This is a genomic window from Vibrio sp. S17_S38 (assembly GCF_014694375.1).
Lineage (GTDB): Bacteria > Pseudomonadota > Gammaproteobacteria > Enterobacterales > Vibrionaceae > Vibrio.
The window spans coordinates 93,218-106,494 of the sequence record NZ_JAAUWW010000011.1; the positions used below are offsets into that span (position 1 = coordinate 93,218).

Consider the following 13,277-nt stretch of genomic DNA (forward strand, 5'->3'; position numbering starts at 1 on the left):
GGGATTTATTTATATGAAAAGATACGCTTTTCTCATCGGTGCGCTGTTATTATCCGCTTGCTCAATACAAAAAAGCAATATCTCAACTAAACCTGATGTCGCACTTCCTAAAGGCGTTTCATTCGTTGAAACTCAACAACCCGAAGCCGGTGAAGCTGAGATCCCTTACTCCAAATACAAATTAGACAATGGTCTAACCGTTATCTTATCCCCAGATCATTCCGATCCGTTAGTTCATGTCGATGTGACTTATCATGTCGGTTCTGCTCGTGAAAAAATTGGCCGTTCTGGCTTTGCTCACTTTTTTGAACATATGATGTTCCAAGGTTCTGAACATGTTGGTGACCAACAGCATTTTAAAATAGTGACAGAAGCCGGTGGAACACTAAATGGTACAACCAATCGTGATCGAACCAATTATTTTGAAACCGTACCTTCCAATCAACTTGAAAAAATGTTGTGGCTAGAGTCTGACCGCATGGGGTATCTCGTTAATGCAGTCTCACAGCGAAAATTTGAGATCCAACGTGATACGGTAAAAAATGAACGAGGCCAAAATTTTGATAATCGACCTTATGGTCTGGTGTATGAAAAGATTGGTGAGGCACTTTACCCACAGAATCATCCTTATTCATGGCAAACTATTGGTTATGTCAGCGATTTAGATCGAGTTAATGTTAATGATTTAAAAGCATTCTTTTTACGTTGGTATGGCCCCAATAACGCGGTATTAACTATCGGTGGCGACATTGATAAAGAGCAGACTCTCCAGTGGGTTAATCGTTATTTTGGTTCTATTCCTAAAGGACCAGAAGTCAAAGATGCACCGAAGCTGCCAGTGACATTACCTAACGACCGTTTTATTACCTTGCAAGATCGTATTCGTCAGCCAATGTTAATGATGGCTTTTCCAACCAAATACCGTGGTGATGAAACACAAGCTTCTGTCGATGCATTAGCCTCTATTTTAGGGGACGGTAAGAACAGTATTCTGTATCAAAAATTAGTGAAGCCACAAAAGGCAATTGATGCAGGTGCATTTCAAGATTGTGGTGAACTTTCGTGTACCTTATACATTTACGCGATGGGAGATGCTGGCGATAAAGGCAACCTGAAACCAATTTATGATGATGTGATGAAGATCTTATCGGACTTTAAAACGAATGGTGTAAAACAGGATCAGTTAGATGCCATTATGGGTCAGGCGGAAGCGAGTACTGTGTATGCGCTGCAAAGTGTGAGTGGTAAAGTGTCGCAACTAGCGGCTAACCAAACCTATTACGATCAGCCTGATCGATTACAGGTAGATTTAGAACAGTTACGACAAGTTACCCCAAAATCCGTTATGACAGTATTTAACCAGTTTGTTAGCGACAAACCGAAAGTTGTCTTGAGTGTTGTCCCTCATAATAGGACTGACCTTGTTGCTGAAAAAGCTAACTTTACCCCTACCAAACGTGAGTTACCTGTTTACCCTAAAATTAGTGATGACCAGTTAGACATCCGTGAGCCTAATGATAACTTTGATCGCTCGGTTATGCCCGCTACGACTGCGGCGGTAAGTGCTACTATGCCTGCGCTTTATCAGTTTAAACTTAGTAACGGTATTCCTGTTGTTGGCACAGTTTCAAGTGAAACACCTACTGTGCTCATAAAGGTTGATTTTCCTGCCGGTAACCGCTACGTCGAAAAAGGCAAAGAAGGTTTAGCAGGATTGACGGCTGATATGCTCGGGGAAGGGACGACATTACGTAGTAGTGAATCATTGCAGCAAGAGCTTGATAAACTAGGAAGCAGTATTAGCTTTAGTTCGGGTTCTGAACATGCGAGTTTAATTATTAGCTCCTTAACAAAGAATGTCGAAGCAACACTGGCATTGGCTAATGAAATGTTGTTTAAACCAGTGTTTAATAACAATGATTTTATGCGAGTGAAAAATCAAACATTACAAGGCTTAATATACTCTCATCAAAAGCCTTCATGGTTGGCTTCTCAAGCGAGTAGAGATGTTCTTTATAAAGGCTCACTGTTTAGTCGTGATAGTGATGGCTCTCTTACCTCAATAAAAGGCATAACGCTTGAAGAAGTAAAACAGTTTTATAAAACGCATTACTCTTTAAATAATGCCAATGTGATCGTTGTTGGTGACATGGCAAAAGAGCAAGTTGAAAAAGACTTGGCTTTCTTATCGCTATCTGGTGATAAACAGACATCAATCAGTGCCCAAGAAAAAGCACCAATCAAGCCTGATGCAGGTAAATTTACTCCTCCAACAAAGCAAAGCATTTATTTAGTCGACCAACCTAATGCACCTCAAAGTGTTATTCGCTTAATTCGAACAGGGATGACTTATGATGCTACGGGTAATATGTTCTTAACCCAATTAGCCAACTATAATTTAGCAGGAAACTTTAATAGCCGTATTAACCAGAATCTAAGAGAAGATAAAGGTTTTACTTATGGCGCGAGTGGCGGCGTTTATGGTGGTAAAGAGACTGGTGTTATTATCTTTAGTGCAGAAGTACGAGCTAATTCGACAGGAGCCTCAATCAGTGAATTTATTAAAGAGCTAAAGCATTACAGCAAAGATGGGATGACAGAGAAAGAGCTAGATTTCATGCGCTTAGCAGTTGGACAGCAAGATGCTCTTAATTATGAAACTCCAGGGCAAAAAGCAGGGCTATTATCTACTATGGTAGATTATTCACTTAAGCCTGATTTTATTGCTAAACAAGCCGATCTTGTAAGTAATGTGACTCTAGGTACTTTAAACCAACAGGCGACTAACTGGTTTAAACCTAACGATTACCAAATTATTGTGGTTGGAAATGCTAAATCGGTTGAGCCTCAATTGAAAAAATTGGGTATTCCAATTAAAAAGCTTGAAGTTAACCGCTAGAGCCCACACATAAGTAGAAGCCATAATGATAAGTACTCGATATTATATTTGAGTTACTTATCTTTATCTAAGGTTATGTCTTTTCGATTTATGGCATCTATGTTTGCCATGGTTCTTTACCATGGCAATTCTTGTTAAGAATGACTATCCTACTTGGATCTCAAATCACAAAGTGAGCGCTATTTTGACCGATTTTTCTGCACGCCTTGAGCAAATTGCTAAGAACCCAAGCACGTTTAAGCAATTTGGACGCGGAATTGAGCGTGAATCTTTACGCTATAATGAGAATGATGAACTTGCCTTAACACCTCATCCAGCAGGTTTAGGTTCGGCATTAACCAATAAATGGATAACGACGGATTTTTCCGAGTCTTTATTAGAATTTATTACGCCAGTTTCTCATGACGTTGATACATTATTAAATCAACTTACAGATGTACATCATTTCTCAATGACCAAAATGGGTGGTGAGAAATTGTGGCCAATGTCTATGCCATGTTTTGTTAGTGGTGAAGACTCTATTCCTCTTGCTAATTACGGTAGTTCAAATGTCGGGCGAATGAAAAACCTTTATCGTAAAGGTTTAAAGCGTCGCTATGGCAGTCTAATGCAAATAATTTCAGGTGTTCATTTTAACTTTTCCTTTCCTGAGAGTTTTTGGGATAGCTTGTATGGACAGCAAGATGAAGATCAACGTTCAGAGAGTAAGTCTGAAGGGTATTTTCACCTTATCCGTAATTATTACCGTTATGGTTGGATAATCCCTTATCTATTTGGTGCATCTCCTGCGCTCTGCCCTTCCTTTGTGAAAGGCAGAGATACGGGGCTAGACTTCCAAACAGTGGGTAAAACCTTATACCTTCCATATGCTACCGCGTTACGTTTGAGTGACTTAGGCTATACCAATAGTGCGCAAAGTGACTTGGATATTACCTTTAATAGCCTAGAAGAATACTTGCTTGGTTTGCATGATGCGATGCATAAGCCTTCGGATAAATTTGCTCAGTTAGGAGTCAAGATCGATGGTGAGCACTTACAATTAAATAGCAATGTTCTGCAGATTGAAAACGAACTCTATGCTCCAATTCGTCCTAAGCGAGTAGCGGAAGATGGTGAAAAACCATCAGAAGCATTAAAGCGTGCAGGTGTTGAGTATATCGAAGTTCGCTCGTTGGACGTCAATCCATATTCCGCAGTTGGTGTATCTAAACAGCAAGTTTTATTCTTAGATTTGTTTGTCGCATGGTGTGCTTTGAAAGAGTCAGCACCGATGAAGAAGGCTGATGTTGGCTGTTGGAGAAAGAACTGGAATACGATCATTTTAGAAGGTCGTAAACCTGGACTTGAATTTAAACTGTGTAGTGATCAAGAAGAAAAATCGATGCAGTACTGGGGACATAGCATGTTCAGCCAGTTAAGAAAAATTGCCATTGAGATGGATAAAGCACAAGGTAATACTGAATACCAAGATGTGTGTGATGAATTAAGTGAATGGATTGATGATCCTGAGAAAACCATTTCCGGGCAGCTACTATCAGAAATAAAAGCGGCTGGCGGCATTGGAGCGGTAGGCGCTCGTTTAGGTGAACAATATCGAATTGATTTACTTAATCATTCATACCAAGTTTATAAGCAAAGTATTATGGAACAAGAAGTTCAACGTTCTAAGCAAGCGCAAGCTGATATTGAAGCATCAGAAACAGTGAGTTTTGATGATTTCTTGTCAGATTATTTTTCGTATTTACGCTAATTCTATTGGTAATATTAATAGGCTGATCAGTATAGTGAATTGGGTTACTTTTAAACAAAGTATTAATGTTAAGCAAGTAACCGTGAGTTTGATAATTTTCAGTACTATGCTGTTATCCGGATGTGCGACGCCACCACCGAATAACCAAAATAATATTTGTGAAATATTTCGCCAATATCCAGATTGGTATGAAGATGCATTAGATAGTGAAGATCAATGGGGAGTTCCCATTCAGATATCGATGGCGTTTATGAAGCAAGAAAGTTCTTATATCGGAGATGCAAAACCACCTAGGTATTATTTTTTAGGGTTTATTCCTTGGGGAAGAGTCAGCAGTGCGTATGGTTATGCGCAAGCTCAAGATCCTGTTTGGTCTGAGTATCAAGATGAAGTGAGCTCTTGGACTTCGCGTGATGAGTTTGACGATTCAATTGATTTTATTGGCTGGTATATCAACGGTAGTAATAAGTCGATAGGCATTTCAAAGTGGGATGCTTATAGTCAGTATTTAGCTTATCACGATGGACGTGGTGGCTTTAAGCGTAAGACTTATGCAAAGAATCCTACATTGATAAGTATTGCTCGAAAGGTTGAAACAACATCAAAAAATTATGGCTGGCAATTAAAAAAATGCCGAGCTGAACTGGAAGATAATCGCAGTTGGTTTTAATCAACTGTATTTAATAAATAGGAGAGAGCAGCAATGCCTTTACTTGATAGCTTTACCGTTGATCACACCCGTATGCAAGCACCTGCAGTGCGTGTAGCTAAAACTATGACTACACCAAAAGGCGATACCATTACTGTGTTTGATCTACGCTTTTGTATTCCAAACCAAGATATTTTATCTGAAAAGGGAATTCATACTTTAGAGCATCTTTACGCAGGTTTTATGCGATCTCAATTAAATGGCTCAGAGGTTGAAATTATTGATATCTCACCAATGGGCTGCCGTACTGGGTTTTATATGAGCCTAATCGGAACCCCGACTGAGCAGCAAGTAGCCGATTCTTGGTTGGCTGCGATGGAAGATGTGCTGAAAGTTGAAGATCAAAATAAGATCCCTGAACTTAATGAATATCAATGTGGCACTTATTCGATGCACTCTTTAACGGAAGCGCAACAGATTGCTAAAAATATTATTGCTGCTGGAATTCAAGTAAATAAAAACGATGAGCTTGCTTTACCTGAATCTATGCTTCAAGAGTTGAAAGTAGACTAATTTATTAGACTGTAGCGTCAAGCTCATATGTCTAATAACAAAAACGAGAAGTGGAGTTAAATCCACTTCTCGTTTTTATTTGTCTGTTAATAAATATGTATTGAGTACGAATTATGGTTAGCGGTTTTTCTTTGCTTTCTTCTTCGATGGATAAACCTTAACGAGTTTAATTTTGTTCTCAGCCATTTCAATTAATTCCATCTTATGGTTTGCAATCTCAAGGCTAAGGTAGCTCTCTGGGATATCTTGTAGATGCTCTAAAATCAAACCGTTCAAAGTACGGGCGTCGGTTGGTAGTTTCCAATTAAGGCCTTTATTAATATCTCGAATATTCGCGCTGCCTTCTATCAAATAACTGCCATCATTTTGTGGTGTAATTTCTTCGGCTAAGCTTGGTGACATTGATGTAGTAAATTCACCAACGATCTCTTCTAAAATATCTTCGAGGGTAATGAGTCCAATGATGTCCCCATATTCATCCACGATCATGCCAATACGTTCTTTATTACGTTGGAACTTTAATAACTGAACGTTTAGTGGCGTTGCTTCTGGTATGAAGTAGACCTCATCCGCTGCACGTAATAGCGTTTCTTTATTAAACTCATTTTTTTCTAGCATCAAACGATAAGCTTGACGTAAGCGCAGCATACCGACAACTTCGTCAATTTGATCTCGATATAATACCACTCGACCATGAGCTGAATGGGTTAATTGTCGGACAATTGATTTCCAATCGTCATTAATATCGATCCCTGTAATTTCATTACGTGGCACCATAATATCATTTACAGTTACGTGTTCTAAATCTAGGATCGAAATTAGCATATCTTGGTGACGGCGAGGTATTAAACTTCCTGCTTCATTCACCACTGTCCGTAATTCTTCAGAGTTTAGTGGGTCACTGCTTGACTCGGATGCCTTAACACCAAGCAATCTAAGTAAGCCATTGGTAATGAAATTAATAAAAATAACTAAAGGAGCCATTAATTTCATTAAGATTCGGAGCAAAATACTGCTTGTGTAGGATACTTTCTCAGGAAAAAGTGCGGCCAGAGTTTTTGGGGTGATTTCAGCAAAAACGAGAATAACTAGCGTTAAGACACCAGTTGCAATGGCAACACCATAATCGCCATACAGTCGCATACCAATGATAGTTGCAATAGCAGAAGCAAGAATATTAACGAGATTATTACCAATTAGGATCAAACCAATTAAGCGATCTGGGCGCTCTAATAATGCTTCGACACGTTTTGCTCCTTTATGACCTTGACTGGCTAGGTGGCGTAAACGGTAGCGGTTGAGTGACATCATGCCAGTTTCTGAACTTGAAAAATAAGCTGAAATTAGAATCAGTATTGCCAGTAGAGCAAATAGCAGCCCTGTAGATATATCACCCAAACTTAGGTTTTCCTTTGGTAGCTAGTCGTAATAATCAGCGAGTAACTGATTAAATATAGATAATAGGTAGTTATGACGAAATCTAAAATTGATGTCAACCGCCGTTAGGCAACTAAGTTCAATTAATTAGTTTAAAATTATTTCACGGACAAAGCGGCTGCCAAAATATGCGAGCGTTAATAAAGTTGTTCCGCTAATGGATAGCCAGAGTACTTTTTTTCCGCGCCAGCCTTGTTGGTAATGGCCCCATAGTAAAATACAGTACAAGATCCAAGCAATAAAAGATAACACGGCTTTGTGAGCATTTTCTGGTGAGAACATTTCTTTTATATAGACAGCGCCCGTTAGTAAAGTTGCAGTAAGTAAAACGGTACCGATTAATACGATTTTAAATAGGTGTCTCTCTACCATCATGAGTGGTGGGAGATTAGGATTCATCGTTAATGATTTTTTGGTTTTAAGTTTATGATCGAGCCAAGCTAATTGAAGCGCATATAAGGCACCAATAGATAAAGTTGAATAGGCAAATAAAGCAATGGTGATATGTATTAATAACTCTATCTTGCCTTCAAAATGCGTTAAAAATGTACTGGGCAGAAATGTGGCTGCTAATAAATTGATGGCAGCAAAACTGTAGACCACAGGCAGTAAGAACCATAGTCGTGTTTTTAGCATTGCTAGGCTCATTACAAGACAAATGATGAAGCCGATTAAAGAGGCAACATTGAGAATGCTAAAATTTTGTCCGTGGGGATTTAATATGAGATCGCTAAGCAACCAACCATGGCTCGCAATCGCTAATGCCGCTAATACGAAGACTAGTTTGAGCTTTATACCCGTGTTTTGTACCAGTCCCGGTACAATCATACTAATTGCAGAGCAATATAAGAGTGCTGCAATGATCGAAAGCAGGTGTTCCATAGTTCTCATTTTTTTATTGAATAGACAAGGATTATAACTCGCTCTTAGCACTAGGGCTACGAATGGTTTGATATCCTGCATAAAATTTGAAATATCTTAATTTTTTATTGAGTTAGTCACGGATGTAAAGGGAGAGTTGAAATAAATCCTCTACTCAAATCGGAAATTTCAGTGAAAGATAAACATTCACTCGGTATACTGTGGCAATATAGTGATATCAGCCATCCACGGCAACAATACCTTGTGATTAAAGGTAAAGCATTTTAGGTTAAAACATGTTTGATAATTTAACGGAACGACTATCCAGTACGCTGAAAAATATCAGCGGTAAAGGTCGACTAACAGAAGAAAATATTAAAGATACGCTGCGTGAAGTTCGTATGGCTCTACTTGAAGCCGACGTAGCATTACCTGTTGTTCGAGACTTTGTGAAACAAGTCAAAGAGCGGGCAGTGGGTATCGAAGTTTCTAAATCGTTAACACCAGGCCAAGAATTCATTAAGATTGTTCAAGCTGAGCTTGAATCTATGATGGGAGCATCTAACGAAGCATTAAACCTTGCCGCTCAACCTCCCGCAGTCATTTTAATGGCTGGCTTGCAAGGTGCTGGTAAAACGACCAGTGTTGGCAAGCTTGCTAAATTATTAACAGAGCGTGATAAGAAAAAAGTCTTAGTGGTTTCTGTCGATGTTTATCGCCCAGCAGCGATTAAACAATTGGAAACACTTGCCAGTGAAGTTGGAACCGATTTCTTCCCATCTAGCGCAGATCAAAAGCCGATTGATATTGCTAATGCTGCAATTTCTCATGCTAAGAAGAAATTCTATGACGTAGTGATTCTTGATACCGCAGGTCGTTTAGCCGTTGATGAAGAAATGATGGACGAAATCAAATCTCTTCATTCTGCAATCAATCCTGTCGAAACCCTGTTTGTTGTTGATGCAATGACAGGTCAAGATGCCGCTAATACAGCGAAAGCGTTTGGTGATACCTTACCGCTCACTGGTGTTATCTTAACCAAGGTTGATGGTGATGCTCGCGGCGGTGCTGCATTATCTGTGCGTCATGTTACAGGTAAGCCTATTAAATTCTTAGGTGTCGGTGAAAAAACGGATGCTTTAGAAGCTTTCCATCCTGAGCGTGTTGCTTCACGCATCTTAGGTATGGGCGATGTTTTATCTCTGATTGAAGATCTTGAGCGCAGCGTCGATAAAGCCAAAGCAGAAAAAATGGCTAAAAAGTTCAAGCAGAAAAAAGGTTTTGATTTAGAAGACTTCCGCGAACAGCTTGGGCAAATGAAAAACATGGGCGGCATGGCTGGCATGATGACTAAACTGCCAGGTATGAGTAATTTACCAGCCAATGTTAAAGATCAAGTCGATGATAAAATGTTCAGCCAAATGGAAGCGATGATCAGCTCCATGACAATGAAAGAACGTGAACATCCTGAATTGATTAAAGGTTCTCGTAAAAAACGTATTGCAGCAGGTTCTGGTACACAAGTCCAAGACGTAAACCGCATGCTTAAACAATTCACCCAGATGCAGAAAATGATGAAAAAAATGCAAAAAGGTGGAATGAAAGGAATGATGCGCAACATGCAAGGAATGATGGGCGGTGGTGGTATGGGTGGATTTGGTCGATAAGTAATTTGAATAGTGTGAAATGGTTCACATCTTTGAGTTGAAACGTTAAAATCAGAAAAATATCTAAAGCCCTTGCATTGACCCTGAATAAGAGTAAAATTCGGGGGCTTTATTTTGGCACGAGGCCCCAAGTCATTTTTTAATTTAACCTAAAGCTAATGGCTTTAAGTGAATTGAAAAACATTGTTTGGGGCTAATTTATTTTTTGAGAAAGCAAAAAGAGGACGATATGGTTACCATTCGTTTGGCACGTCACGGCGCTAAAAAGCGTCCATTTTACCAAGTTGTTGTAGCAGACAGCCGTTTTGTATCAACTGGCCGTTACATTGAAAATGTAGGTTTCTTTAACCCTACAGCTCAAGGTCAAGAAGAAGGTCTTCGTTTAGACCTAGATCGTGTTAACCATTGGGTTGGTCAAGGCGCATCTTTATCTGACCGTGTTGCTAAATTAGTTAAAGACGCTCAAAAAGCGGCTTAATACGAATTAGTGAATACAAAATTGAGTTGTTGGGTGAAAGGTCAAAGCTATGAGTGAACAAAAAAACGAAAAAATTGTTGTAGGTAAGCTTGGTTCTTCTTACGGCATTCGTGGTTGGCTTAAAGTTTTTTCCTATACCGACAACGGCGAAAGTATTTTTGATTACGCCCCTTGGTTTATTAACCAAAAGGGTAAATTGGTTGAGTTCAAAGTAGAAAGCTGGAAGCGTCATAACAATGGTTATGTGTGTAAGCTGGAAGGTGTTGATGTGCGTGAAGATGCACAACCGTATGCCAATGTTGAAATCCTAATTGACCCTGTGTCATTACCTGAATTGTCAGAAGAGGAATTCTACTGGCGTGAGTTATTTGGTATGCAAGTTTTTACCACTAAAGGTTACCACCTTGGTGAGGTCACCGACCTAATGGAAACTGGCTCAAATGATGTTTTGGTAGTGAAAGCAAATCTTAAAGATGCTTTTGGCCAAAAGGAACGATTAATCCCGTACCTTGAAGAGCAAGTGATCAAGCATGTTGATCGCAATGCTCAACGGATCGAAGTTGACTGGGATCCTGGATTCTAATCTTCTAATAAGAAGATGGACACTTAACAGAATAAGCGAGTAACGCGATGTGGATTGGCATAATTAGCCTGTTTCCTGATATGTTTCGAGCCGTTTCTGATTTTGGTGTTACTGGTCAAGCGGTAAAGAAAGGCCTTTTATCATTAGAGACTTGGAATCCTCGTGATTTCACTCATGATAAACATCACACAGTTGATGATAGGCCTTATGGTGGTGGCCCTGGTATGTTAATGATGGTTAAGCCTTTACGCGACGCCATTGAAGCAGCCAAACAAGCTTCACCGAAAACGGCGAAAGTTATCTATCTTTCACCTCAAGGTCGAAAGCTCGATCAACAAGGGGTTGAAGAATTAGCGATGAATGAGAACTTGATTCTTATTTGTGGTCGTTATGAAGGGGTAGATGAGCGCATTATTCAATCTTATGTCGATGAAGAATGGTCGATAGGAGATTTTGTAATGACGGGTGGGGAAATTCCAGCCATGACACTCATTGATTCGGTCTCTCGGTTTGTTCCGGGTGTACTTGGGGATTTTGCGTCGGCAGAAGAGGATTCTTTTGCAAATGGTTTATTGGATTGTCCGCATTATACTCGTCCTGATGTGTTGGATGGACAAGAAATACCAGCGGTATTGAAGTCTGGAAACCATAAGGATATTCGTCGCTGGCGATTACAACAATCGCTAGGCCGTACTTGGCTTAGAAGACCAGAGCTTCTGGAAAATCTAGCTCTGACTGACGAACAGGAACAATTGCTGGGGCATTTTATTAAGGAACAGTTGCTTGTTAAAAAGCGCGAGTAAATTAATAAGAAGCAAAGCAATAACCTATTATATTTAGCATCAGTTTAACCTAGGATATAAATAAATGAGCAATATCATTAAGGCTCTTGAAGAAGAGCAACTAAAACAAAACATTCCTGCATTCGCACCTGGTGATACAGTTGTAGTTCAGGTTAAAGTTAAAGAAGGCGACCGTGAGCGTCTACAAGCATTTGAAGGCGTAGTTATCGCTAAGCGTAACCGTGGCCTTCACTCAGCATTTACAGTTCGTAAAATCTCGAACGGTGAAGGTGTTGAGCGTGCTTTCCAAACTCACTCTCCAATGATTGATAGCATTGAAGTTAAGCGCCGTGGTGCAGTACGTCGTGCCAAATTGTACTACCTACGTGAGCGTTCTGGTAAGTCAGCTCGTATCAAAGAGAAGTTGGCTAAAAAGTAACGTACTCTGCGTTCTCATAGCTAAAACGGGTCCCATTTGGGGCCCGTTTTTTTTGCTTTTCATCTATTATCAAACACGCTACATTGCCAACATATTTTAGATAATTTTTCTAATCGCTAAATTAAAGGAGAGAGAGGCAATGGTTCGAATTGCAATCGCAGGTGCCGCTGGTCGAATGGGTCGAAACTTAGTTAAAGCAACCTATATCAATCCAACAGCCCAAGTTGGCGCAGGTTCGGAAAGAGCTGAGTCCTCATTAATTGGTGTTGATGTTGGTGAGCTGTGTGGAGAGGGGAAATTTGGTGTAGCTCTGGTTGATGATCTTGCCAATGCGATTGAGCAATTTGATGTCATTGTCGACTTTACCGCTCCTGTTAGTACGCTGGCTAATATTGAATTATGTAAACAACATGGCAAGAAGTTAGTGATCGGTACAACGGGTTTTTCCGAGGAAGAAAAGCAAGTTATCAACGAAGCTGCAAAAGATATCGCGATTGTAATGGCACCAAACTACAGTGTGGGTGTAAACGTCATGTTTAAATTACTTGAGCAAGCTGCAAAAGTAATGGGTGATTATTGTGATATTGAAATTGTAGAAGCCCATCACAGACATAAAGTTGATGCACCTTCAGGTACCGCCATTGGAATGGGGGAAGCAATTGCAGGTGCAATGGGAAATAATCTTAGTGATGTTGCTGTGTATGCACGGGAGGGCATTACTGGTGAGCGGACTAAAGATGAAATTGGTTTTGCTACTCTTCGTGCCGGCGATATTGTTGGTGAGCACACGGCGATGTTTGCCGATATTGGTGAAAGACTGGAGATTACTCATAAAGCCAGTGATCGTATGACGTTTGCTAATGGTGCGATTAAAGCTGCGGTTTGGTTGAATGAAAAGCAATGTGGTTTTTATACTATGCAGGATGTGCTGGGATTAAGTGATTAATAGCTGAAAATTAACTGTGATTGAGTGAGTGACGCAAACGATTTGGTAAACGATTGCATAAAAACTTAGTTTTTGAGCAAATATTCACTTTTGATCGCATTAGCACAGAGAGAATAGCTAAAAAAGATCTCAATTGGTGGGGTCTTTTTTTATTTTCAAACTTCAATAATCATATTTATTGATATTTTAACTTGAATTTTTGAGGGGTTAGTC

Annotated in this window: 12 protein-coding genes; 10 read left to right on the forward strand and 2 right to left on the reverse strand. The window is 39.7% G+C overall.

The window, feature by feature from the left end:
* Nucleotides 1-13: 13 nt before the first annotated feature.
* The 4 genes from HC725_RS10325 (at nucleotide 14) to luxS (ending at nucleotide 5,871) form a co-directional block, all read left to right on the forward strand.
* Complete coding sequence (locus HC725_RS10325; RefSeq protein WP_190331737.1) at nucleotides 14-2,899, forward strand: M16 family metallopeptidase; 2,886 nt, start codon at nucleotides 14-16, stop codon at nucleotides 2,897-2,899.
* 184 nt (nucleotides 2,900-3,083) lie between these two features.
* Nucleotides 3,084-4,649 (forward strand): glutamate--cysteine ligase, encoded by a 1,566-nt coding sequence (gshA, locus tag HC725_RS10330; RefSeq protein ID WP_190331776.1) that lies wholly within the window; start codon nucleotides 3,084-3,086, stop codon nucleotides 4,647-4,649.
* Nucleotides 4,650-4,710: 61 nt separating this feature from the next.
* A complete protein-coding gene (locus HC725_RS10335; RefSeq protein ID WP_342365944.1) occupies nucleotides 4,711-5,319 on the forward strand; it encodes a transglycosylase SLT domain-containing protein in 609 nt (202 codons plus the stop codon).
* A 33-nt stretch (nucleotides 5,320-5,352) separates the two neighbouring features.
* Entirely contained in the window at nucleotides 5,353-5,871 is a 519-nt protein-coding gene (gene luxS, locus HC725_RS10340) for an S-ribosylhomocysteine lyase (RefSeq protein WP_190331738.1), read from the forward strand.
* 117 nt (nucleotides 5,872-5,988) lie between these two features.
* Here luxS and HC725_RS10345 read toward each other — a convergent pair whose 3' ends face one another.
* Together HC725_RS10345 and HC725_RS10350 are read right to left on the reverse strand one after the other, a co-directional pair.
* Complete coding sequence (locus tag HC725_RS10345) at nucleotides 5,989-7,269, reverse strand: HlyC/CorC family transporter (RefSeq protein WP_190331739.1); 1,281 nt, start codon at nucleotides 7,267-7,269, stop codon at nucleotides 5,989-5,991.
* Between the two features lie 126 nt (nucleotides 7,270-7,395).
* Nucleotides 7,396-8,190 carry a cytochrome C assembly family protein gene (locus tag HC725_RS10350; protein WP_190331740.1) on the reverse strand — a complete coding sequence of 265 codons (795 nt, stop codon included), beginning with the start codon at nucleotides 8,188-8,190 and terminating at the stop codon, nucleotides 7,396-7,398.
* A gap of 275 nt (nucleotides 8,191-8,465) precedes the next feature.
* Here HC725_RS10350 and ffh point away from each other — a divergent pair, with 275 nt between their 5' ends.
* The 6 genes from ffh to dapB all read left to right on the forward strand — a co-directional run bounded on the left by ffh (nucleotide 8,466) and on the right by dapB (nucleotide 13,064).
* Nucleotides 8,466-9,836, forward strand: a complete 1,371-nt coding sequence (gene ffh / locus HC725_RS10355; protein ID WP_190331741.1) for a signal recognition particle protein — start codon at nucleotides 8,466-8,468, stop codon at nucleotides 9,834-9,836.
* A 229-nt stretch (nucleotides 9,837-10,065) separates the two neighbouring features.
* On the forward strand, nucleotides 10,066-10,314 hold the full coding sequence (rpsP, locus tag HC725_RS10360) for a 30S ribosomal protein S16 (protein ID WP_153447573.1): 249 nt from the start codon (nucleotides 10,066-10,068) through the stop codon (nucleotides 10,312-10,314).
* Between the two features lie 49 nt (nucleotides 10,315-10,363).
* On the forward strand, nucleotides 10,364-10,897 hold the full coding sequence (gene rimM / locus HC725_RS10365) for a ribosome maturation factor RimM (protein ID WP_190331742.1): 534 nt from the start codon (nucleotides 10,364-10,366) through the stop codon (nucleotides 10,895-10,897).
* Between the two features lie 47 nt (nucleotides 10,898-10,944).
* Nucleotides 10,945-11,700 carry a tRNA (guanosine(37)-N1)-methyltransferase TrmD gene (gene trmD, locus HC725_RS10370; RefSeq protein ID WP_190331743.1) on the forward strand — a complete coding sequence of 252 codons (756 nt, stop codon included), beginning with the start codon at nucleotides 10,945-10,947 and terminating at the stop codon, nucleotides 11,698-11,700.
* A gap of 64 nt (nucleotides 11,701-11,764) precedes the next feature.
* On the forward strand, nucleotides 11,765-12,118 hold the full coding sequence (gene rplS, locus HC725_RS10375) for a 50S ribosomal protein L19 (RefSeq protein WP_190331744.1): 354 nt from the start codon (nucleotides 11,765-11,767) through the stop codon (nucleotides 12,116-12,118).
* Nucleotides 12,119-12,257: 139 nt separating this feature from the next.
* On the forward strand, nucleotides 12,258-13,064 hold the full coding sequence (dapB, locus tag HC725_RS10380; protein ID WP_190331745.1) for a 4-hydroxy-tetrahydrodipicolinate reductase: 807 nt from the start codon (nucleotides 12,258-12,260) through the stop codon (nucleotides 13,062-13,064).
* Nucleotides 13,065-13,277 lie beyond the last annotated feature (213 nt).

What these genes read in the sequence shown, in the direction of transcription:
- HC725_RS10325 (WP_190331737.1), top strand. Translation starts at nt 14, where the DNA reads ATGAAAAGATACGCTTTTCTCATCGGTGCGCTGTTATTATCCGCTTGC.
- luxS (WP_190331738.1), top strand. Translation starts at nt 5,353, where the DNA reads ATGCCTTTACTTGATAGCTTTACCGTTGATCACACCCGTATGCAAGCA.
- HC725_RS10350 (WP_190331740.1), bottom strand. Translation starts at nt 8,190, where the DNA reads ATGGAACACCTGCTTTCGATCATTGCAGCACTCTTATATTGCTCTGCA.
- ffh (WP_190331741.1), top strand. Translation starts at nt 8,466, where the DNA reads ATGTTTGATAATTTAACGGAACGACTATCCAGTACGCTGAAAAATATC.
- rpsP (WP_153447573.1), top strand. Translation starts at nt 10,066, where the DNA reads ATGGTTACCATTCGTTTGGCACGTCACGGCGCTAAAAAGCGTCCATTT.
- rimM (WP_190331742.1), top strand. Translation starts at nt 10,364, where the DNA reads ATGAGTGAACAAAAAAACGAAAAAATTGTTGTAGGTAAGCTTGGTTCT.
- trmD (WP_190331743.1), top strand. Translation starts at nt 10,945, where the DNA reads ATGTGGATTGGCATAATTAGCCTGTTTCCTGATATGTTTCGAGCCGTT.
- rplS (WP_190331744.1), top strand. Translation starts at nt 11,765, where the DNA reads ATGAGCAATATCATTAAGGCTCTTGAAGAAGAGCAACTAAAACAAAAC.
- dapB (WP_190331745.1), top strand. Translation starts at nt 12,258, where the DNA reads ATGGTTCGAATTGCAATCGCAGGTGCCGCTGGTCGAATGGGTCGAAAC.